The organism is Belliella kenyensis, assembly GCF_022549675.1.
GTDB classification, from domain to species: Bacteria; Bacteroidota; Bacteroidia; order Cytophagales; family Cyclobacteriaceae; genus Belliella; species Belliella kenyensis.
This window is the reverse complement of the sequence record NZ_JAKZGR010000006.1, coordinates 102,004-124,137: the sequence shown is the minus strand read 5'-3', so window position 1 is coordinate 124,137 and position 22,134 is coordinate 102,004. Positions and strand designations below refer to the sequence as shown.

General features: G+C 37.0%; 17 protein-coding genes. 9 read left to right on the top strand and 8 right to left on the bottom strand.

Annotation, left to right across the window (positions count from 1 at the left end; all coding sequences use genetic code 11):
• Positions 1-455 precede the first annotated feature (455 nt).
• Positions 456-1,670 (bottom strand): hypothetical protein, encoded by a 1,215-nt coding sequence (locus MM214_RS08030; protein WP_241294159.1) that lies wholly within the window; start codon positions 1,668-1,670, stop codon positions 456-458.
• 472 nt (positions 1,671-2,142) lie between these two features.
• Between MM214_RS08030 and MM214_RS08025 the strand changes: the two genes are divergently transcribed.
• Positions 2,143-6,396 carry a DUF7507 domain-containing protein gene (locus MM214_RS08025; protein ID WP_241294157.1) on the top strand — a complete coding sequence of 1,418 codons (4,254 nt, stop codon included), beginning with the start codon at positions 2,143-2,145 and terminating at the stop codon, positions 6,394-6,396.
• A gap of 363 nt (positions 6,397-6,759) precedes the next feature.
• The gene (locus MM214_RS08020; protein WP_241294155.1) at positions 6,760-8,088 is read left to right on the top strand and encodes a Gfo/Idh/MocA family protein; all 1,329 of its coding nucleotides are present in this window, start codon (positions 6,760-6,762) and stop codon (positions 8,086-8,088) included.
• 312 nt (positions 8,089-8,400) lie between these two features.
• On the opposite strand, the gene MM214_RS08015 is transcribed toward MM214_RS08020, so the two are convergent.
• The gene (locus MM214_RS08015) at positions 8,401-8,892 is read right to left on the bottom strand and encodes a glutathione peroxidase (protein WP_241294153.1); all 492 of its coding nucleotides are present in this window, start codon (positions 8,890-8,892) and stop codon (positions 8,401-8,403) included.
• Between the two features lie 189 nt (positions 8,893-9,081).
• Here MM214_RS08015 and hutG point away from each other — a divergent pair, with 189 nt between their 5' ends.
• From hutG to MM214_RS07990, 5 genes are all read left to right on the top strand, one after another.
• A complete protein-coding gene (gene hutG / locus MM214_RS08010) occupies positions 9,082-10,050 on the top strand; it encodes a formimidoylglutamase (RefSeq protein WP_241294151.1) in 969 nt (322 codons plus the stop codon).
• Positions 10,051-10,119: 69 nt separating this feature from the next.
• A complete protein-coding gene (locus MM214_RS08005) occupies positions 10,120-12,753 on the top strand; it encodes a valine--tRNA ligase (protein ID WP_241294149.1) in 2,634 nt (877 codons plus the stop codon).
• A gap of 100 nt (positions 12,754-12,853) precedes the next feature.
• A complete protein-coding gene (locus MM214_RS08000; protein WP_241294147.1) occupies positions 12,854-13,369 on the top strand; it encodes a gamma carbonic anhydrase family protein in 516 nt (171 codons plus the stop codon).
• A gap of 368 nt (positions 13,370-13,737) precedes the next feature.
• Positions 13,738-14,772, top strand: a complete 1,035-nt coding sequence (gene asnA, locus MM214_RS07995) for an aspartate--ammonia ligase (RefSeq protein WP_241294146.1) — start codon at positions 13,738-13,740, stop codon at positions 14,770-14,772.
• Between the two features lie 102 nt (positions 14,773-14,874).
• The gene (locus MM214_RS07990; protein ID WP_241294145.1) at positions 14,875-15,066 is read left to right on the top strand and encodes a cold-shock protein; all 192 of its coding nucleotides are present in this window, start codon (positions 14,875-14,877) and stop codon (positions 15,064-15,066) included.
• Positions 15,067-15,121: 55 nt separating this feature from the next.
• Here MM214_RS07990 and MM214_RS07985 read toward each other — a convergent pair whose 3' ends face one another.
• Positions 15,122-16,207 carry an o-succinylbenzoate synthase gene (locus MM214_RS07985; RefSeq protein WP_241294144.1) on the bottom strand — a complete coding sequence of 362 codons (1,086 nt, stop codon included), beginning with the start codon at positions 16,205-16,207 and terminating at the stop codon, positions 15,122-15,124.
• A 158-nt stretch (positions 16,208-16,365) separates the two neighbouring features.
• Here MM214_RS07985 and MM214_RS07980 point away from each other — a divergent pair, with 158 nt between their 5' ends.
• Complete coding sequence (locus MM214_RS07980; protein WP_241294143.1) at positions 16,366-17,589, top strand: S-adenosylmethionine:tRNA ribosyltransferase-isomerase; 1,224 nt, start codon at positions 16,366-16,368, stop codon at positions 17,587-17,589.
• 30 nt (positions 17,590-17,619) lie between these two features.
• On the opposite strand, the gene MM214_RS07975 is transcribed toward MM214_RS07980, so the two are convergent.
• Positions 17,620-18,048, bottom strand: coding sequence for a LytR/AlgR family response regulator transcription factor (locus MM214_RS07975; RefSeq protein ID WP_241294142.1), 429 nt, complete (start codon positions 18,046-18,048; stop codon positions 17,620-17,622).
• Positions 18,049-18,171: 123 nt separating this feature from the next.
• A complete protein-coding gene (locus tag MM214_RS07970; RefSeq protein WP_241294399.1) occupies positions 18,172-18,504 on the bottom strand; it encodes a zinc ribbon domain-containing protein YjdM in 333 nt (110 codons plus the stop codon).
• A 296-nt stretch (positions 18,505-18,800) separates the two neighbouring features.
• Between MM214_RS07970 and MM214_RS07965 the strand changes: the two genes are divergently transcribed.
• Positions 18,801-19,370: a DinB family protein gene (locus tag MM214_RS07965; protein WP_241294141.1), complete on the top strand. Its 570-nt coding sequence runs from the start codon at positions 18,801-18,803 to the stop codon at positions 19,368-19,370.
• A gap of 44 nt (positions 19,371-19,414) precedes the next feature.
• Here the strand turns inward: MM214_RS07965 and MM214_RS07960 are convergent, their stop codons facing one another.
• From MM214_RS07960 to MM214_RS07950, 3 genes are read right to left on the bottom strand one after another with little or no spacing between them, the layout of a single operon-like run.
• Entirely contained in the window at positions 19,415-20,122 is a 708-nt protein-coding gene (locus MM214_RS07960) for a tetratricopeptide repeat protein (protein ID WP_317208435.1), read from the bottom strand.
• Between the two features lie 7 nt (positions 20,123-20,129).
• A complete protein-coding gene (locus tag MM214_RS07955; RefSeq protein WP_241294140.1) occupies positions 20,130-21,551 on the bottom strand; it encodes a CCA tRNA nucleotidyltransferase in 1,422 nt (473 codons plus the stop codon).
• Complete coding sequence (locus MM214_RS07950; RefSeq protein ID WP_241294138.1) at positions 21,548-22,021, bottom strand: hypothetical protein; 474 nt, start codon at positions 22,019-22,021, stop codon at positions 21,548-21,550. Before MM214_RS07950 ends, MM214_RS07955 begins: the two co-directional genes overlap by 4 nt.
• Positions 22,022-22,134: the final 113 nt, after the last annotated feature.

Below are 22,134 nucleotides of genomic sequence, written 5' to 3'. Positions count from 1 at the left end.
CAAGTCGATTGTAATAGAATCATAACAGGTAGGTGAAGTTCAATTAACATTAACCATGATTATGGTAACATTCTCTTAACTTAGAGAAGGGTGAAGGAGACGATGAAGGAGGAAGGAGGAAGAGAGGAAGGGTGAAGGAGGAAGGATGACATTTTGATATATGCTAATGCGATATAAACTTGATATATGCCTCTACCTATGGGTAGACAGGTGCGGCGATATAGGCTTTATATGAAGTTTCTCGTCTCTCGTTTCTCGCTTCGTTTTTCTAGTTTCTCGTCTCTCGTCTCTCGTTTCTCGCTTCGTTCTTGGTTCTTGATTCTTGGTTCTTGACACTCTCTCTCGCTTCTCGTCTCTTTGTGTCTCTGTGCCTTAGTGGCAAAAAAATGCAATGCATAGCATAAAATACATCGAAACAGAAAACTAAAAAATACAAAAATCTAAATCAACTGACATCAGGATGAAGCCCTAATCCTCCTCTCTTCCTCTTGGACGATCCTATTATATATCATGGCTCTCTTTTTAAGTCTGTTGGTCTTCTGCCAATCTATGAATGCTACAATCACAAATAGCATAAAGTACATGATTTGACTTTTTTGCCTTATAATAATCCCCAAATTTGACATGATGTAGGTCATCGATATAGATATGGAAATAAAAACTACACCAGACATTTTCACCATAGCTGGCGCATCTTTGATATAGGTAATGAAATCTCTACTGAATATTTTGCTAAACATGTAGATATATAGTGCATTTTCAAAACTCACCACAATACCAAGGAAGTTTGGAGAATCTATAAACAACGGTCTAAACCAAAAAGTAAACAACTTCATCGGTAAACTATAGCTACTCATGTTTACTGCTGATCCAGCCGAGTAGCTTAACCTGTGCGCATTGAGCGCAGATTCCTCCTCAAATGATTCCAAAATATTATTGGGATCATAACCTAAATAAAGAATGATCTTTTCATACAAAATCACAGAGACCACAAGACCCGCTATAGCTACCAAGTACTTTTGATATACTGGCACTTTCCCCTTTCCCAATACAAAACCTACCGACATACCAATCAGTACTGCAAAAAGTATATGAGGTCTTACCAAATAGGAAACAAAACTTCCTATCATGATATGTGGAATGCGCTGAGCCGGCTTGGACAAGCCATAAACCAAAAAACCTAAACCACTAAATATAATGGCACCTTTGCCCAATGAAGCTGTCCAGAAGTGCATATTAGGCAAAAACATAAAAATCGTTATTGCATCCCAGCCCTTTAGTTTCGGATTGAAATTCAAATTTTCTTTGATAAAAAGATAGAAGTACAAAAATCCCAAAAACCCAAACCAAGTGAATAACATCATGGTCATTTCATAATTGAAATTTAAAAATCTAACAAAGGGAAATGCCAGCCACTCTATGAAACCAGTCCCAGTGGAAAAAGCATCAGACCACTCTTCCCAATACTGTAAAGTTCGCTGATAATAAAGCTTCGAATCAGATCTATTGAAAACGGCATATAAATAATATACCAAGCCAAAAAACATATGATACCAAAACAATTGATTCAAAAGTTGGAGATTGACCCATTTATGCTTCGCCTTTACATCCTTGAGGATGGGTTGGGTCAACAAAAACAAGAAAATAATCAAGATAAGGGCTCCAAGCATGATCAGAAAGAAAGTGAACTACAAATAAAGCGGATAATACATGATAAATCAACACTATAAACTTCTTGATGATCTCAAACACTGTTCACTCCTAAATAAATTGTGGAGCATTTTTTCGGGATGATTAAACATCCAAAAATTATCAACTATCTCAAAATAATATCCGCATAAAAATCTAGTTAAATTGAAACTATTTCTTATTTTTCAAGCAAAATTCACCTTTAATTTATCAATCTAAGTTTCAGGTAAAATTCAGATGTAATAAAACCAACATTTCTCCAATCATAGCGATAATAACCACAGAAATGCCTTGAATCAATTTGATATAGGCAAAAATCTGTATAAAAAGCATTGCTGTAGAAATCAATCATTCAAATCAACTGAATAGAATCAAATTAGGATTGGGAATTTTCAATATCTATTACAACTTAGCTTGAAACTGAAAATGCAAGTGAAATTCTTTACACCAATCATGAGATCTATCACCTGGAAACTGATATTGTTCTATTTCTTGGTACTTGTATTTTCCCAAAAATCATTTGCTCAAAATGAAAACCCTATTCCTTTCAAACATAGAGTCGGTCAGTCCGCACCAGAAGGTAATATCTATAGAATTAAAGGAGATTTCACTATCATTGGGAATACCAATTTGAGACTCTTTTACCATAATGATTCCGCTTACAATTCTTTTTCTGAGACCCTCTATGTAGATATAGATAATGATCAAAAAACATTCAATTCTTCCTCTGCCACACTGGTTTTTTCAGAAGAAAACAATGCCGATCCTGACTGTTCTGAAATACGTTATGCTGGTCTCTATTGGTCTGGCAGGACTGTCCCAGGTACAGATGTAACTTTTGATGTCACCAAAAATAATCTTTCAGGCGAAACAGTTTACTTCAACAACGATGAGTATGGTGTAAAAATGAATGATCCCATCCCATATACAAGTTTAACTTTATCAATCTTTGAGTTCTCTGATGAAAATGACAAGCATGAAGTAATTTACTCTATCCAAGATCCTGAAACGGGTTTCTATTTGGTGCTAAATTTTGATGATGAAGCTGATAAGGATTATTCCGTGAGATACTCTATGGATGGCGTAAGCTATTTATATACCGAAAATACTCAAATTACCACACAAAATGATTTATCAACTGTCCGATTCAAACCCATCCAATTTGAATATAAAGGTTTTTTTATTTCTATTAATAAATTAATTAAAAAGAATTCTGTAGGATCTTTGAATGACGCTATGATTTTCATGAATTACGATGGAAGCCATACCCCTATCCTGCCCCATACAGTTTCATTTGATAAGAGAAAAGTGAAATTAAAAGGACCAAATGCCAATGCTTATACAGAAATAACAGCTGATGGAAATGCAATCTTGTACCCAAAAAATGAACTTGCTGACATCTATGTAGGCTATTCAGATATCACTGACTACATCAAAACTCATGGGATAGGTGAATACACCGTAGCTGATATTGCTTTACAAGAAGGCTTTTCAGACAATGTAGGCTTCTTTGGAAACTGGGGAATCATTGTGATATATCAAAACTCCAAAATGAATTGGAGAGACATCACTATTTTCGATGGATATTCTTTTGTCCAATCCTTAGATCGAAACGAGCATCTTGGTGAAATTGAAATCAGTGGTTTTGGAACCGTCAATGCTGGTCCAGTGGAACTCAAACTAGGACTAATGGCTGGTGAAGGGGATCAACCTACAGGCGGAGATTTCTTAGAGATCATGGATCAAAAAGGTGAATGGGTACGATTGAAACACCCTATGAATACAATTGACAATTTCTTCAATTCAACTATCTATACTCCAGTAAAAAATGCTGCAAATCAACCTATTCCTACGCCCAGATTCCCAAACCTGAAAAATAATATAGGTGTAGACATCGTGCAATGGGACATAGCAAATCCAAATAATAGTATAATAGGCAACAATCAAACCAGTACCAGATTCCGTTTTGGTACCAATCAAGACTTGTATGCAATCTATGCTTTAGCCTTTTCAGTATTGAGCTATATTCCAGATGTACAGGTGCTCAACCAGCCAATAAGCATCGATGGGTTGCCTGTCGATGGTGCTACGCTCACAGTAGAACCAGGTCAAGAGATCACCTACAAAGCTGAAATCAGGAATCTAGGCTCTGAAGAGGTCAAAGACTCCAAAATAAGCATTCCTTTACCTTATACTACTAATTATATTTCTGCTATTACTGTGCCTGATAATTATGGAAAAATCACCTTTGACCCAGATTTAGGCTTGAATGGAACATTAATCTGGGATATTGGAGATATTCCATTGAAGCAGAACAAAGAGGAAATCATTGCAACACTATTTTATACAGTAAAGGTGACGGAGGATTGCACGATTTTGGCAAATACCAACTGCGAGGCCAGTGTGAATATAGAAGGATTTGTCTCAGGAACTGGAAAAGTATCCGAGAATAGCTTTACCAACTTGCCGTTTGTCTACGAATTGAAAGAAGGAACATGTGAAGGAGAAGAAATAAATACGCCATTAGAAATACCAATTGTAAAAAGAGCTGAATTTGCAGCCGCAAATTGTTCAAACTTTGAAGGCCTAATTGGACTCATCAATGCTTCAATCCCAGCTTTTTGCATGAGAGATACTCCAGTAGATTTAATTGACTTGATATCCCCTACAATCCCTGATTTCAAGGTGTACTTTTATACTCAAGAAATAGGTGGCAACCCACTTTCAAACTATTTTGTAAACACCTACAACCAAGGAAAAGAAGTAATATGGGTAGCTCAAGGAATTGATGGAGCCTGTACAAGCCCAAGAGTCCCAATTACAATTGAAGTCAATGGTAAAGCTCCAAATCCAGAAGTTAGCAACAGTATATTTTGTTTAAACTCCTCAGATGTATATTTTCAAATAATCAACAATGAAGGATATACACTGAATTATTATTTAGACGATTCCCCTGATTCAAATCCTTTGGATAGTGCTCCTGAGATAGACCCCAACACTTCTAATCTATATACAGTATGGGTAAGTCAGTCCAAAGCTGGTGAATGTGAAAGTGATCGAATAAAAGTGGTAACAAGAATATATGATTGCTCTCATATCGCAGACATATCTCTTGAAATAACTGCTGATGTGAATCCGTATTCGTATGAAGGCGAGCTTGTCAATTTTACTATTACCGTCACTAATATTGGAGATATTCCAGTTACCAATGTTGTTATTCCTGAATTTTTAATGGGAAACACTTGGAACATCGAAGAACTACAACCTACTGAATCAAAATCTTTTACCTTTCAATACCTTATTACTGATTGGGACTTACACAATGGATCAGTAACTGCAAGTGTATCAGTGAATGCCACTAGCTTCTTAAGAAATCTATACAATTATACCTACGCTAGGATTTTCGGTTTTCCTGAATATTTGAAAGATTACGAAATCACCACCATCAATGAGACATGTAACCAAAATAGCAATGACATTGGAGCATTAATTATCAAATTCAAAAGCGAATATGCCTATGGTACTATAGATATTCGAGAGGATGGCAAATCAGTTGAAAATTTCTATTTTGATCCTACAAATCAGCTAAAAGTAAACTTAAAAGCTGGAAATTATCAAATATTTTTTAGTGTTGGTGACGATTTAGAGATCACTGATAATAAGACTTATATTATTGAAAAACCTTCTACGATCCAATTCGAGCTGCAAGAAGTGGATGTATTCACCTGTGATGCTTATGAACTTTCGCCTATATCTCAAGGGAATATCTCCTTTGAAGTTTTTGATCCATTTGGCAGAAGAGTTCAAGCTCATGAGCTGAAAAAGTATATGCTTACCCATTCTGGAACGTACAGAATCCTTGGTATAGACCCTGATGGTATAAAATGTCCATTAGAAAAATCAATTAAAGTAGAAATTCAAGCAATAAGTGAATTGTCTGTAGAAGTGGGATCTTTTTGCCAAAATGATTATTTGACCACAGTCCAATTGCTAAGCGCTGATCCTTCCCAACAAATCAATTGGTCAGCACTGACAAATAACGACTACATTGCTTTAAGTGAATTTGATGATTTTTCGCTGATTCAACTAACAGAACCTGGATCTTATCAAGTGACAACCACTAATCAAGAAGGATGTATAGTAGGAAGAAAAACCTTTGAAGTAAATCGAACGCAAAATCCTGAACCAGCTTTAGCCGATTTCTACACCATTTGCCCTACAAAACAAGGGAATCAATCCATAACGGTCTCAAATCAATTTGGACAGCACTCTTGGTTCATTGGAGATATCGTAATCAGTCAGGAAGCCACATTATACCCTAAAGAAAGTGGAAAATACACACTAGTGACCACTGATTTGACAGGCTGTACTTTTGCTAAAGAATTTGAAGTAGAAATCAAATGCGAACCAACCATCATATACTCTAATGCAATCCTTGCTGGAAAAGACAATCACGGACTAATGATAGTCACTGACAACCTCATAGAAAGTGTAACTGTGCAAGTGTTCAATAGATGGGGAGAATTGATTTACACATGTCAAGATGCACAACCTCAAAACGGGAAACAATCCTCATGCTTTTGGGATGGAACCGTCAATGGAAAAAGAGCAATCGCCGGTAACTATTCTCTAATGATAGAATATACCCTAAAAGGAGAAGAAAAAAAGAAGCACAAAATCTTTGACATGATCATGGTCATAGAGTAATGACATTAATTTGAAGCATAGAAGTAGATAATTTTTCGATTTTTTTTATTCATGACTCTAAAAGTGTATATTCAACACTTGATTAAAATCTATTGAATTTGCTTGATTAATTCTCTATTAAACTCAATTTGATCATTTGTCCCTTTTCCAGTGATATCAATACATGGGTTAAATCCAGTTGCTATTGATCAATTTCAATGAGTAACTTGATCATGGGAGATTTATCTTCACCTTCATCGGACAAGTATTGATCGATAACTTGTCTGAAATGGCGGATCAAAGCTATGTTAAATAGATATTTACTATAGTTACTGGATAAATTCTGTATATAAATAAATCTCAATTAACCTTAACAATAAACCAATGAACGCAAGAAGAAAGTTTTTACAAAAAAGCCTTTTGGCTACAGCAGGACTCAGTATGCCATCCATACTTACCGCTGAGGAATTTTTCAGAAATACATCACGTATCAGTCCTAATGATCAAATTAACATAGGCTTGATAGGCTGCAAAGGTATGGGCTGGTCAAACATGAGTGCACTTCTCAAAATTCCTGAAGTAAATTGTATTGCGCTGGCAGATATAGACTCAAGTGTACTAGATCAGAGAGCTGACGATGTAGTCAAAGCTAGAGGTAAAAAGCCAGCCATTTACAAAGACTACCGTAAAATGCTCGAAAACAAGGACATTGATGTAGTAGTAATCGGAACACCTGATCACTGGCACTGCTTGAACCTTGTCGATAGCCTGGATGCAGGCAAGCATGCTTATGTAGAAAAACCACTCGCCAACTCCATAGAAGAATGTCGTATCATGGTGGATGCTACAAAAAAATATGGAAAAATGGTTCAAGTCGGTCAATGGCAAAGAAGTGGTTCTCAATACAGTGACGCAATAGATTTTGTCAAATCAGGACAGCTTGGCAACATTCGCTTGGTGAAATGCTGGGCATATCAAGGCTGGATGAATCCAGTCCCAGTCAAAAACAATAGCCCTGTACCCAATGGTGTAGACTATGACATGTGGCTAGGTCCAGCACCTAAAAAACCCTTCAATGAAAATCGATTCCATTTTAATTTCAGATGGTTTTGGGATTATGCTGGAGGATTGATGACTGACTGGGGAGTTCATGAAATTGACATAGCTCTCTACGCCATGGGTGTCAAGGCACCAAAATCAGTAATGGCTTCAGGTGGAAAGCTTGCATATCCTGATGACGCTTCTGAAACACCTGACACCTTACAGACTGTCTATGAGTATGATGGCTTCAACATGCTCTGGGAACACGCCACAGGCATAGATGGAGGCAATTATGGATATTCAGAGGGAATCGCTTTCATAGGCAACAATGCTACACTCGTAGTCAACAGAGGTGGATGGGAGGTGATTTCTGAAAAACAAGGCGACAAACCAAAAATCGAAGCTGTTTCCAGAGTCAGACCCCAAGGAAATGCCATGGACAATCATATGAGTAATTTCATACAGGCAATCAAAAACAATGATGCTAATTCATTGAATTGTGGTGTAGAAACTGGTAGTGTGGCTGCAATAAACGCTCACATGGGAAATATTGCTTATAAAACAGGGGAGAAAATCTACTGGGATGAGCAGAAAGGCTTATTTACCAACAAAGAAGCCAACAAACTGATCAAGGCCCAATATCATAATGGCTGGAAGCTACCGAAGATATAACTTCAATTTGCATTTATAAAATTGTAATAGTAGCAATGGACTATGGAGGATTGACTCGACGTTCATGTGGATTGATACCTGAACGATGCTTGTCGGCTAGGTACGACACTTCGAAGTTCCTTATTGTTATAAACCAATAGCTATTGATTTAACAAATGGATTGGTATCATTGGCTAAAAGCCTTTAATAAAAAATTCATATACTTGATCAATTATGAAAAAAAGTAACAGGTAATTGTGTGCTTTAAAAAGAGCATTTCTACCCGAATGATCATACAAATAGCTTCTGCAAAGTGAATGCAGAAGCTATTAACTATTTTTTCTTTAGCAGCTTGGCAATATCCTTTTCAATAGCCTCTGGTTTTGTTAATGAAGAATATCGTTTTACCGGACGACCATTAGAATCTAAAAGAAACTTCGTGAAATTCCACTTGATTTTCGACCCAAATAAGCCTCCTTTCAATTTACCTTTCAGATATTTGAACAACGGATGGGCTGCATCTCCATTTACATCCACCTTTGAAAACATCGGAAAGCTTACTCCATAGTTAATTTGGCAAAACTCCTCTATCTCACCGTCACTTCCAGGATCTTGACCCCCAAACTGATTACAAGGAAAGCCAAGAATTACCAATCCTTGATCTTTATATTTTCGATGTAACTTTTCTAGGCCTTCAAACTGTGGAGTAAAACCACATTTACTTGCTGTGTTCACCACTAGGACTACCCTACCTTTGTATTGTTCCATTGATTGCTTTTGACCTTTAATGTCCTCAGCTGTGAAATCATAAAATTTATTTTCCATAAAACTAGAAAGGTTTAGTTGTCTCAAAGAATAACAATTCATTTTAATGAAAGTTATCAATTCTTCAATTAAATATTCAAATGAAAAGCAAAATGAATCTATCTCCTCATTTTCTTAGTGAAATCTTTAAAATCATGTTCATATATTAGGGTTTTCTGTTGCATCAGCATCAAACCTAAAAAGTACCAAATGAAAAATCATAAATCCACACCACCTTACTTCTGGAAAGGCAGACATGCTGACACTCTTCAATATTGGCATCAAAAAGTACGCTGCGTGGAAGACTTCAACACAGAATTTACAATTGATAATCAATGCATTGCACTACTTGGGTATGCTGTGGATGAGGGAGTGAGAAGAAATCAAGGTCGAATCGGAGCATCATTAGGGCCTGATGGTATCAAAAGTGTGATGGGAAGTATGGCTTATCACTTACCACAGGATATTGGCATACATGATTATGGAAATATAGTTTTGGAAGATGGTGACTTAGAAGAAATGCATGCACTTACCAAAAGGACTATATGTCAACTTTTAGAAAAAGGTTATTTCCCAATCATTTTGGGTGGAGGACATGATTTGTCTTTTCCACATGGGTCAGCTTTGATGGATCATATGCAGCATTCTAACTTAAAGTTAGGTGTATTAAACCTTGACGCTCATTTCGATTTGAGACCTTTAACAAACGGAATGACCCATTCAGGTTCTCCTTTCCTTCAGCTTCATAAGTATGCTACAGAAAAAAACATCAAGCTCAAATATGCCTGCATGGGCATTCAAAGTGCTGCCAATCCTAAATCACTATTTGAATTAGCAAAAAACCACAATGTTTCTTGGTTGACATCTGATTCTTGCCATTTGTTTCACTTCGACAAGACAGTTGATTTTCTAGAAGAATTCTTAGAAGAGGTAGATAAAGTGTATCTCACCATAGATTTAGACGGCTTTTCCTCGGCATTTGCACCGGGAGTAAGTGCAAGTTCCCCCATGGGTTTTGAGCCAAGATTTGCATTTCAGGTATTGGAAATACTTGCTAAAAGTGGCAAATTAGTCAGCATGGATGTAGTAGAATACAATCCAAACTACGATATTGATCAGATTACAGCCAAGCTAGCAGCCAGATGCGTAGAATACACGCTTAGGAAAATCTATGAATGATCGGTAGACTAAGGAAATTCTTGTATTTTTGCGCCTTGAAGTTTTAAAACAAGCGCATTAATTATACTTATGTCATTAGCTACGAAATACAATCCAGAAGAAGCTGCATCAAAATGGTATGCTTACTGGATGGAAAATGGTTTTTTCTCCTCTAAAGTAGATCACAATAAAGAGCCTTATACCATAGTCATCCCTCCACCCAATGTCACTGGAGTCTTGCATATGGGACACATGCTCAACAATACCATTCAGGATGTATTGATCAGAAAAGCTAGGATGCAAGGGAAAAATGCCTGCTGGATACCAGGCACAGATCATGCTTCTATAGCTACTGAAGCCAAAGTAGTAGCAATGCTCAAAGAAAGAGGTATTGATAAAAAGTCTCTCTCTCGTGAAGATTTTTTAAAGTATGCTTGGGAATGGAAAGAAAAATATGGCGGCATCATTTTAGAGCAATTGAAAAAACTTGGAGCGTCATGTGATTGGGACAGGACCAAGTTTACCATGGATGCAGACCTCAGCAATGCAGTGATTTCCGTTTTTGTAGACCTCCACAAGAAGGGTAAAATATACCGTGGAATTCGAATGGTCAATTGGGATCCTCAAGGAAAGACCGCTCTTTCTGACGATGAGGTGATCATGAAAGAGATACAGTCTAAATTATACTATATAAAGTATCAAATCCAAGGTTCCAATGACTTCTTGACTATAGCTACCACTAGGCCTGAAACCATCATGGCTGATGTGGCTATTTGTATCAATCCTAACGATCCAAGATTCAGCCATCTCAAAGGAAAGAATGCAATCATTCCTTTAATTAATCGTGCCATCCCTATCATTGAAGATGAATATGTCGACATGGAGTTTGGTACTGGATGCTTGAAAGTAACACCTGCACATGATATCAATGATTACGAACTTGGCATCAAGCACAAGCTGGAAGTCATTGACATCCTTAACGATAACGGTACGCTCAATGAAAAAGCACAAATTCTAATCGGTGAAGACAGGTTTGTAGCTAGAAAAAAGATAGGCAAAATGCTCGATGAAGTCGGGCAACTTGAAAAAATCGAGGAATACAAATCGAACGTAGGTCACTCTGAAAGAACTGACGCTGTAGTTGAGCCTAAGCTATCTTTACAATGGTTTCTAAAAATGGAAGATATCACCAAGCCAGCATTGAGTTCCGTGATGGAAGATGTGATCCAGCTTCACCCTCCGAAATTCAAGAATATGTATCGCTCTTGGATGGAAAATGTGAGAGATTGGTGTATCTCTCGTCAGCTGTGGTGGGGACATCAGATTCCAGCTTACTATCTTCCAAATGGTGAGTATGTTGTGGCCAAAACAAAAGAAGAAGCTTTGGAAATCGCACAAAAACAACATGATGCCTCCTATACCATCTCCGATCTCATTCAAGACGAAGATGTATTAGATACTTGGTTTTCTTCTTGGCTTTGGCCAATTTCAGTATTTGACTCAGATGTATTCTCCACAGGTCAGCAAAACGAAGATCTCAAATACTTCTATCCAACCAATGACTTGGTGACAGCACCTGAGATTTTGTTCTTCTGGGTAGCTAGAATGATCATCGCAGGATATGAATATACTGGTGAGAAGCCATTTAGAAATGTATACCTCACTGGGATAGTGAGAGACAAGCAAGGCAGAAAAATGTCAAAGTCTCTAGGCAACTCTCCCGACCCACTAGAGTTGATCAAGCAATATGGGGCAGATGGGGTTCGTACAGGAATGTTGTTTTCCTCTCCTGCTGGAAATGATCTTCCATTTGATGAAAAACTAGTAGAACAAGGAAGAAATTTCGCAAACAAAATCTGGAATGCTTACCGCCTAGTAAGTGGATGGGAGATCGATCATAACCTTACTGGCAAAGAAAATGAAGCTTCTATCCAATGGTTTGAAAACAGATTCAATCAAGCACTCACGGAGATTGAAGACCATTTTGATAAATTCAGAATTTCTGATGCCTTGATGTCTACTTATAAACTGGTGTGGGACGATTTCTGCTCTTGGTATCTGGAAATGATCAAGCCTGCTTATCAAGCACCTATTGATCCTCATACTCACGCTAGAACAGTGCTGTTTTTCGAAGATATACTGAAAATCCTGCATCCTTTTATGCCTTTCCTTTCAGAAGAATTGTGGCATCAGATCAAAGAAAGAAATACGGAAGAAGCATTGATAGTTGCATCTTGGCCTAAAGCAGGTTCTTATGATTCTCAAATCATCTCTGAAGCTATTCAGGTATTCGATGTTGTATCACAAGTAAGAAACACAAGGGCTTCAAAAGGTATATCTCCGAAAGAAACTTTCTCTTTGACGATCAAAACTTCCCAACCAGATCTTTACAAAAGATTTGATATAGTTTTGAAAAAACTTGCCAACTTAGATGAAGTAAACTTTGGAGATGGCCTAGACAATGCAGTAAGCTTCGTTGTAAAAGCTGATGAATGCTTTATCCCAATGGAAGGCCAAGTCAATCCTGAAGAGGAGAGAGCAAATATCGAAAAGGAGCTTTCCTATACAAGGGGCTTTTTGAGCTCGGTAATGAAAAAACTCAGTAATGAGAGATTTGTAGCTGGTGCACCCGAGGCAGTAATCGAAAATGAAAGAAAAAAACAAGCTGATGCAGAAGCCAAAATTAAAACCTTGGAAGATGCTTTAGCGAAGCTAGGTTTATAATATTAAAAACCATCGACCTTTACAAAAACGATGACTTTAATTAAAGAAATGGTTTTTGTAAAGGTTTATATTTTTAAAAAAACATCAAATCAATAGGCTAATGACACTTATCAAATCGATAAAAGGCAAAAAACCAAAATGGGGTGAAAACTCATGGTTTGCTGATAACGCAACGATTGTAGGAGATGTAACCATGGGAGATAATTGCACTGTATGGTTCAATGCCGTAGTGAGAGGTGATGTGCATGAAATCATCATTGGCAATGACACCAATATACAAGATGGAGCTGTGATTCACTGTACTTATCAGAAAGCAGGTACCTACATTGGGAACAAAGTATCTATTGCTCACAACGCCATAGTTCACGGTTGTACAATTCACGACAATGTGCTGATTGGTATGGGAGCTATAGTAATGGATCACGCTGTGATTCATTCAGGGGCTGTAATAGCGGCAGGTGCAGTTGTATTGGCTGGAACTATTGTCGAAGCGAATTCGATTTATGCAGGTACTCCAGCCAAAAAGGTGAAAAACACAGGTCCAGAAATGCTAGAAGTAATCGAAAGAACTGCCAAAAACTACCCTATGTATGCAACCTGGTATAAGGAGACATGAGATTTGAGATTCTCATTAGCCTCACTGTTGGTCCAGATTTCGCCGCACCTGTCTACCCAAAGGTAGAGGCATATTTCAACTATATTTCGCTTTAGCTTATTTCAGTGGTAAAAATCAAGATACGAGTCACTTAAATGATCAGTCTCTCGTGAAGCAATCATATTTCGTTGCGGGCATGTTTCAACTATATATCGCTTCAGTATATTTCATTTCTCATCCTTCTTACTTTCTTCATTCTTATTTCTAATCTCAGCCCCCTCCCTTTCCCCCATAATTTTTCATTACCCTTCCACAAAATCCCCAAAAGTTATTTGATTTCATTGTCATTTTTATAGTTTTGTCAGCTATTCATTGAAAATAAAACAATCATGACATCAACTCAAACCCAAGGTTACCAATCTATTTTAGATAGAAGAGCTACAGAAGCTGCCATAGATTATATCAAAACAAGTTTTCCTAAAAGACTTTCTGAAAAACTAAACCTATTCAAGGTAAGTTGCCCAGTTGCAATCATTGATGGTACAGGCATCAATGATGATTTGAATGGAATTGAAAGACCTGTAAGATTCCCCATCAAAAATCAAGGAGATAAATCTGCTGTGGTAGTCCATTCTCTAGCTAAGTGGAAAAGATGGACGCTTTCACAATTGAGTTTTCCAAAAGGTGAAGGGATCATCACTGACATGCGTGCCTTAAGGCCTGATGAGGACTATTCTCCGATTCACTCTCTGTACGTAGACCAATGGGACTGGGAAAAATCAATAGATGCCAATGATCGCAACTTAAACTATCTCAAAAGGACTGTGGAAAGTATATATGAAACGATCAAAGAAATCGAAGTGAGCTTATTTGAACAATACCAAGGGCTCATTCCAACTTTGCCTGAAAAAATCCATATGATGCATAGCGAAGAGCTACTTCAAGACTATCCTAATGCCACTCCAAAAGAGCGAGAATATGAAGCTGCAAAAAAATATGGTGCAGTTTTTTTAATGGGGATTGGTGGTAAGCTATCCAACGGAGATGCACATGATGGAAGAGCTCCAGATTATGATGACTGGAGCAGTCAAAATGCTGATGGATACTTTGGATTAAATGGTGATATCCTTGTTTGGAATCCCGTTCTACAAAATTCATTTGAATTAAGCTCCATGGGAATAAGAGTAAATGCCGAAAGCCTTATAAATCAATTAGAAATTGCAAACGCTACTTCTAGAAAAACACTTCTTTTTCACAAATCCTTATTGGAACGAAAACTTACAGAAAGTATAGGTGGTGGAATCGGTCAATCAAGACTTTGTATGTTTTTATTGCAAAAAACACACATTGGAGAAGTTCAGGCTGGTATTTGGCCAGAAGAAATCATCACATCATGCAAGGAAAACGGAATTGATTTAATTTAAATTTTGGTGATTCTAAAGATTTACAAAAAAATATTCTCCAAATTAATTTTTATTGAAAAAACTATGCGTACCTTTGGTTTATAATTAATTCAATACAATATCATGAACACAGGAAAAGTTAAATTTTTTAATGAGTCCAAAGGATTCGGTTTTATCATCGAAGATGAGTCTTCTAAAGAGTATTTTGTACACATCTCAGGATTGGTTGACGAAATCAGAGAAGACGATGCAGTAACTTTCGACCTTAAAGAAGGTAGAAAAGGTCTTAACGCAGTGAATGTAAAATTAGCATAATACATATTCATTGACAACCAATAAAATGGCTCGAATCGAAAGATTTGAGCCATTTTTATTTTGCCCAAATCGTATTGGGATCGTAGATCAAAGTCCCAGAAACTATTTCAAGCGGAGAAGCAATATTGTTATGATACAGCTGCCCAGTGCCTAGACCTTGTGGAAGCTTGTTGTTTTTGATGGCTGTGTATTGTGCTATTGCATTGAGCCCGATATTACTTTCTAAAGCTGAGGTCATCCACCATCCAATATTCAACTCCTCAGCAATACCGATCCATTCATTGCATGATGCAAACCCTCCCAAAAGCGTAGGTTTCAAAATTACAAACTGTGGCATGATTGACTCTAACAAGCTCCGCTTATCTTCTAGACTATGAACGCCAATCAATTCCTCATCCAAAGCAATAGGTAAGGGAGACTTTTTACATAGCTCGCTCATTGCCTCCAATTGCCCTTGTCTGATCGGTTGCTCTATGCTATGCAAAGCAAACTGAGATAATATGTCCAATTTATTCATGGCTTCATGACTGCCAAAAGCCCCATTGGCATCTACGCGTAGGGTTATTTTTTCTTGCCCAAAATGCTGGCGTATATATCCTAACAATTCGCATTCTTGGACAAAATCTATAGCTCCTATTTTCATTTTGATACAGTTGTACCCTGATTGAAGCTTTTGATCAATTTGTTCAAGCATAAATGCCTTATCACCCATCCATATCAGTCCATTGATTTCAATTGCTTGCTGACCTTTTACAAAATCACTTGGGAAAATCGTACGATTGCCACCATGTAATAAATCTAAAATAGCCGTCTCGATTCCAAACCTTATGCTCGGAAGACTAGCAGGTACAAAATGCTTGACTAACTCATCAATTTCCTCAAAATTAACTGATATATTAGCCTTAGTCAATTGATCAAGCACTCTTGACAATATCATTTCAAAATCCACTAAGTCATCCAAGCTCAAATTTGGCAATGGTCCAGCCTCTCCAAGTCCTACTGTATTTTTTTTTATCTTTTCATTCACCGCTATGATATAGCTGTCTTTGTGTTTCAATACACCTCGTGAGGTTCCTGCTTCAAATTTGAAGTCAAGCGTCAACTTTTCATAACTAAACTGCAAGTTCTGTATATTCTTCATAAAATATCCTAAATTTCATTGATGAGTCATTTTAACTTAAAATCATGTATATCAATTTTTCTTGACTAAATGCATGAAATTATTTTGATTCTCATCGAGGGCGATTTTCTATCTTTTATATTTGCATTCTATTTCACACAAAGATAGCTACAAACGGAATGCATAAAGATATTATTGATAGTTTACAACTTTCCGACTACGAATATACCCTTCCTGAAGAAAAAATAGCCAAGTTTCCCTTAGAAAAAAGGGATGCTTCTAAACTACTACATTATAAAGATGGGAACATCAGCCACTTCAGCTTTGTAGAGATCAGTAAACTAATTCCCGCTGGGAGTCTGATGGTATTCAATAATACCAAGGTAATCCCCGCAAGATTAATTTTTCAAAGAGATACTGGTGCAAAAATTGAAGTATTTCTGCTTAAACCTATTTTGCCCACCACAGTGATCAATGAAGTCATGCTTCAAACAGAGTCAGTGACTTGGGAAACAATGATAGGAAATTTGAAAAAATGGAAAGATGGAGAAATCCTTTCTGGTGAAATCATTCATCATGGCACATCCATCAAACTATCTGCAAGTCTTGAAAACAGGAATAGCAAAGTGGTCAAATTTTCTTGGAATGGCAATGTCCCATTTGTAAATATCGTGGAAGCTTCGGGAGAAGTCCCTCTCCCACCCTATCTCAACCGCAAAGCTACTGAAGAAGATAAACCTAGATATCAAACCGTTTATTCAAAAAAAGAAGGAGCTGTAGCAGCACCGACCGCAGGTCTTCATTTCACAGATGAAGTCCTCCATGAATTGAAAAAAAACAAAGTGAAGCAGGATTTCCTGACGCTTCATGTGGGAGCAGGCACATTCCAACCTATCAAAGCTGAAAAAATTACTGATCATGATATGCATAGTGAGCAAATCGTCGCTACAAAACATATCATCGAACAGATAGCCATTCAGAAAGACAAAATCGTCGCCGTCGGTACTACATCAATGCGTTCCCTTGAAAGCTTATATTGGTATGGGGTGATGCTACTGCGAGGTGAGGGAGAAATATTCATGATTCCGAAACTATATCCCTACATAGACCATGATTCTCTACCTACTCGACAAGAAAGTTTTGAAGCAATATTGGAAATGATGAATTCTAAAAATTTAGAAGAAATCACTGGTAGTACAGAAATCTTCATCATGCCTGGGTATGAATTTATGGTATGTGATGGTCTAGTTACCAACTTTCACCAACCAGGCTCTACGCTTATTTTGCTTATTGCAGCATTTACTCAGGGATCTTGGAAAAAAATATATCATCAGGCTTTAGAAAAATCATATAGATTTCTAAGCTATGGAGATAGTAGCTTACTTTGGAAAGGAATTAGTTAAAGTTTAATCTTTTACCCAGTAATGACGCTTCTACTCATTACCGCCAGAGGACAATTTGTTGATGCCGTTGATAAGGTTTTGGTAATAAGTCCTACCTACAGGAACGGTATCTTTTCCCACAGTGAGCTCTCTTGGGTTGATAGCTACTATTTCATCTAATCTGACGATATAGCTTTTGTGAATTCTTATAAAATCTCCATCAGGAAGTACTGACTCAAAATCCTTCAGTATATTTCTCAAAGAATAAACACTTTCTCTAGTCACCAGTGTAGTATAATTGCCATCACCTTTCATCCAAAGAATATCATTGAATTTGACTTTTACCAAACTACCTTTGTTTCTTACAAATATGGCATCTTTGATCAATAGATTTTGATCTAAGTTTCCTTTTATGCTTTCTATTTCCCTTTCTTTTGTACCGTTTCCATTGGAACGATGATTTTCAAATAACTCTTTCATATTTCTCACCTTTGACTTACTCTTAACTTTTTCAGTCAGAAATTTGATTTTATACTTCTAACAAGCACTTAACCCTTTAAATGATAATAAGTTTTGATTTTGAATAAAAATCTTGGAATTATTTTAAAATTTTTTCACAAACTCTGACTTTAAAGCCATAGACCCAAATCCATCTATTTTACAGTCTATATTGTGATCCCCATCTGTCAGCCTTATATTTTTGACCTTTGTTCCTGCCTTGATAGGTTTAGGGGCTCCTTTTACAGGTAAATCTTTAACTATCAATACTGTATCACCATCTTTCAGCTCAGTACCATTAGCATCTTTTACTTGAAGTCCTTCCTCCGAATCTACTTCTATAATCCACTCAAAAGCACATTCAGGACATACAAATTTATCATTCAGTTCATATACAAAAGGTGAACTACATGATGGACATAAGGGCATATTTTTCATCTCGTAAAGATAACCCAGATTATTTATCACATGTAAAACTTGATCCAAAATTTCAATTTATTGATTATAATACATTTATCTGATTATACGCTTTTTTGCCAGTAACTTCAATTCATTGGCTCAATCGGTTCTTAATGGTCAATATCCATAAGTATCCAATATCAATTTATATCGGAAGTCAGATAAATCGGAATTTTGTAATGTTATTGGCAAAGTTCCGTATATCCATATACTTTTATATTGCTTCCATTCAAATTGCCGTATCTTTGCAATAATTAAATGAAAAATCTAACAAAATGTCCCATATTGATATCTATATCCAGGAACTCAAGCAAAATACCCTGACTGTAAAAGATAGATTTGGCACCTTAAGTATTGAAATACTTTATGCGAAACCCTCTCCATCAAGCTGGAGTGTTGCAGAAAACTTGGATCATTTGATTACTTTGAACAGCAGCTATTTCTCGATTTTCAAAAAATTGAAATCTGGTACTTTCCAAGCGGCATTTGTAAGCAAAATAAGTTTTTTCCCAAAGATCCTTGGAAATATGATCATGAAGTCGGTTGATGTAAACAATTCGAAGAAAGTTAAAACTTTTCCTCAATGGCAACCCAAAGTACAAGCAGATTCTAAAGTAGATATCATCAGAAAGTTCGAAAAGCATCAAGCAGAATTGATCAAATACATTAAAGAAATGGAGAATTTTATCGAAAAAGGAACTATAATCCATTCACCTGCAAACAAACTAATCGTATACTCCCTTGAGCAAGCTATTGAAATCATAATCGAACACGAAAAAAGACATATTAATCAAGCTGAGCTCGTCTGGAGTCAAATAAAAGATAAAGAAATTAAAAAAGGCTAGTCCAGTTACGGATTAGCCTTTTATGTTTCTATTCATTTTCGCAATTACTTCAATTGAGCAAGTCCATCTTTTGCAAGCTTAAAGTTTGGCTCAAGTGCTATTGCCTCTTGATAAGCTTTTCTTGCATCTTCTTTGCTCCCTTGTTCGATATATACCAATGCTTTCAAGTTCAAAGCCGCCGCTCTCATACTTATTTCTTGATTCTCAGTTTCAGAAATAGGAAATCCAAGTTTTTCCTCTGAAGACTTTGCATTTTTCACAAGCATATTGATAGAATTCATCGTCTCATCATACTTCTTCAAGCTAAACTGCAAATAAGCCGATTTATATAAGGCAAAAATATCATCTGTAAGCAAATAAAGTCTTTCGAACTGGGTCAATGATCTTTCCAATGCCCCAATTTGTTCTAAAGAATAAGCTGCAATTTCTAAAGCTTCAATGCTTCTATCGTTGATTTGTAATACATCTAGAGCAGAAATCGCCGCAGAGCTGAATTGATTTGTATCGAAATAAAGTGTCGCCAAAAGCTCTCCATATCTTGAGTTTGTAGGATTCCTCTCTAGCAATTCCATCAATTTTGTTCTTGCTACAGCCATGTCGTTGTATCTGATAGCCAACTGGTACACTCTTTGGTCTATTTCGTTTCGCTTTCTTAAAGATTCGGAAACCTCTTGTGCTGATTCTTCTTGTGCTAAAACTGGAAAAGCAGCCATCACCAACAACACCAATAGCAATCTCATTTTGTTCATCATGTTACTTTTAATCTATTTTACGTTTTAATCCCCTAAGTTCAGCTAAACGGTATAATAACTGCAAAGCTTCTTCTTTATTGTTTTGGATGGTACCTTCCAAAATGGCTTCTTTGATTTCTTCTTTCAATTCACCAATTGTTCTTGAAGGTTCGATGCCAAAAATAGACATAATTTCTTCTCCCGAAACAGGTGGCTGAAAATTTCTTACCTGATCCTTCTCTTCTACTTCCAATATCTTTTGTTCTACCTTGTCGAAATTCGCAAGATAGCGCTGTACCTTATTATTGTTTTTGGATGTCACATCCGCCCTACACAATTTCATCAAATCATCTATTGCGTCACCAGCATCAAAGAGAAGTCTTCTTACGGCAGAGTCTGTCACTTTATCACTTACCAATGCTATGGGTCTCAAATGAAGTCTGACGAGTTTTTGAACATACTTCATTCTCTCATCCATAGGCAATTTCAATCGTCTGAAAATCCCTGGTGTCATCCGGGCACCTTTGTCTTCATGACCATGAAAAGTCCAGCCTACTTTTTTATTGAATCTCTTAGTAGCAGGTTTGGCAATATCATGCATGATGGCAGCCCACCTCAGCCAAAGATCATCTGTCATTGTACAGATATTGTCTAGCACTTGCAAAGTATGGTAAAAATTATCTTTGTGAGATTTGTCCCCTACTGAATCTACTCCTTGCAACTCCACCATTTCGGGGAAAAACTCATGAAGCAACCTACTCGCAAATAAGAGTTTGAAACCGTAAGATGGCTTATTCACCATGATCATTTTGTTCAGCTCATCGATGATACGCTCTCCAGAGATAATGCCCAACCTGTGCGCATTGCCCACTATCCCTTCGAATGTATCCGCATCGATATCAAAATTGAGCTGTGTCGCAAATCTAATTGCTCTCATCATTCTCAAAGGATCATCTGAAAAGGTAACATTCGGGTCAGTGGGAGTCTTTATGATCTTCCGCTTGATATCTTTAACTCCATTAAATGGATCCACTAACTCTCCAAACCTGGCCTCATTGACGCATATTGCCATGGCATTGATTGTAAAATCTCTTCGCTCTTGATCCTCTTGGAGTGTACCATCCTCAACGATAGGCTTTCTAGAGTCCATCTTGTAGGATTCTTTCCTAGCACCAACAAATTCCACTTCCCAGTCATCTAACTTGATCATGGCCGTCCCGAAATTTTTGAAAACAGAAAGTGGTACATGAGCATCAAAACTTTCAGCTACTTTGGTGGCCAAATCTATCCCTGCGCCTACGCACACAAAATCAATATCCTTGCTGGGTCTCTCCAAAATCAAATCACGTACATATCCTCCCACGACGTATGTTTCAAGACCCATCTCATCAGCAATCCTTCCGACTCGCCTAAATATATCCTGATCTTCTAATTTTTCTTTAAAATTCATCCTTTTATAATCTTCACATCACCATCTGGACTTAGAAAAATCTCCTTCACATCTGGTCCAAAAAGCGGAAATCTTTCCTTTGTTTCAAAATCAAAGTTTCCACTTTTCACCTCAAGAAACACCACCGGTTGAGAAATAGCAAAAAGAATGTTGTTCCAGAAAGCATTTCTAATCAAGGAAAATTTAACCTTCCCCTCCTTCACAGGCCCCTGATTGAGTACTCGATTCACGGGGCTTTGGTAGATAGTTGCTTTGGTCGCAAAATCTACAATATCTAATGAAACCTCGGAAAACTGCTCTGTCAATGATCTAATTTGAAATAGATCAAATAATAGAAATACAGCCATCTCTTCATTTTCATTTGTTTTCCAATTGGAAGGAAGAGTGAGCTGAATCATCCTCCCATTACCTTCCTTGATGATGACTTGTCCCTTTGATTTTAATAATTTGGCTACTGCTGTATTCTCCACGTATTTGATTTTTTGCCAAAAATACAGCAGATTATTGGGAAATGGGATTTAATACCATAAAAAGTGCAAATGTTGAGAAATTATTGAGACTTTAGGTTCCAATTTTTATTTTG

Excerpts from the sequence above, each read along its gene's own strand:
- MM214_RS08030 (WP_241294159.1), bottom strand. The coding sequence starts at position 1,670 with ATGCTTGGAGCCCTTATCTTGATTATTTTCTTGTTTTTGTTGACCCAA.
- MM214_RS08025 (WP_241294157.1), top strand. The coding sequence starts at position 2,143 with ATGAGATCTATCACCTGGAAACTGATATTGTTCTATTTCTTGGTACTT.
- MM214_RS08020 (WP_241294155.1), top strand. The coding sequence starts at position 6,760 with ATGAACGCAAGAAGAAAGTTTTTACAAAAAAGCCTTTTGGCTACAGCA.
- MM214_RS08015 (WP_241294153.1), bottom strand. The coding sequence starts at position 8,892 with ATGGAAAATAAATTTTATGATTTCACAGCTGAGGACATTAAAGGTCAA.
- hutG (WP_241294151.1), top strand. The coding sequence starts at position 9,082 with ATGAAAAATCATAAATCCACACCACCTTACTTCTGGAAAGGCAGACAT.
- MM214_RS08005 (WP_241294149.1), top strand. The coding sequence starts at position 10,120 with ATGTCATTAGCTACGAAATACAATCCAGAAGAAGCTGCATCAAAATGG.
- MM214_RS08000 (WP_241294147.1), top strand. The coding sequence starts at position 12,854 with ATGACACTTATCAAATCGATAAAAGGCAAAAAACCAAAATGGGGTGAA.
- asnA (WP_241294146.1), top strand. The coding sequence starts at position 13,738 with ATGACATCAACTCAAACCCAAGGTTACCAATCTATTTTAGATAGAAGA.
- MM214_RS07990 (WP_241294145.1), top strand. The coding sequence starts at position 14,875 with ATGAACACAGGAAAAGTTAAATTTTTTAATGAGTCCAAAGGATTCGGT.
- MM214_RS07985 (WP_241294144.1), bottom strand. The coding sequence starts at position 16,207 with ATGAAGAATATACAGAACTTGCAGTTTAGTTATGAAAAGTTGACGCTT.
- MM214_RS07980 (WP_241294143.1), top strand. The coding sequence starts at position 16,366 with ATGCATAAAGATATTATTGATAGTTTACAACTTTCCGACTACGAATAT.
- MM214_RS07975 (WP_241294142.1), bottom strand. The coding sequence starts at position 18,048 with ATGAAAGAGTTATTTGAAAATCATCGTTCCAATGGAAACGGTACAAAA.
- MM214_RS07970 (WP_241294399.1), bottom strand. The coding sequence starts at position 18,504 with ATGAAAAATATGCCCTTATGTCCATCATGTAGTTCACCTTTTGTATAT.
- MM214_RS07965 (WP_241294141.1), top strand. The coding sequence starts at position 18,801 with ATGTCCCATATTGATATCTATATCCAGGAACTCAAGCAAAATACCCTG.
- MM214_RS07960 (WP_317208435.1), bottom strand. The coding sequence starts at position 20,122 with ATGATGAACAAAATGAGATTGCTATTGGTGTTGTTGGTGATGGCTGCT.
- MM214_RS07955 (WP_241294140.1), bottom strand. The coding sequence starts at position 21,551 with ATGAATTTTAAAGAAAAATTAGAAGATCAGGATATATTTAGGCGAGTC.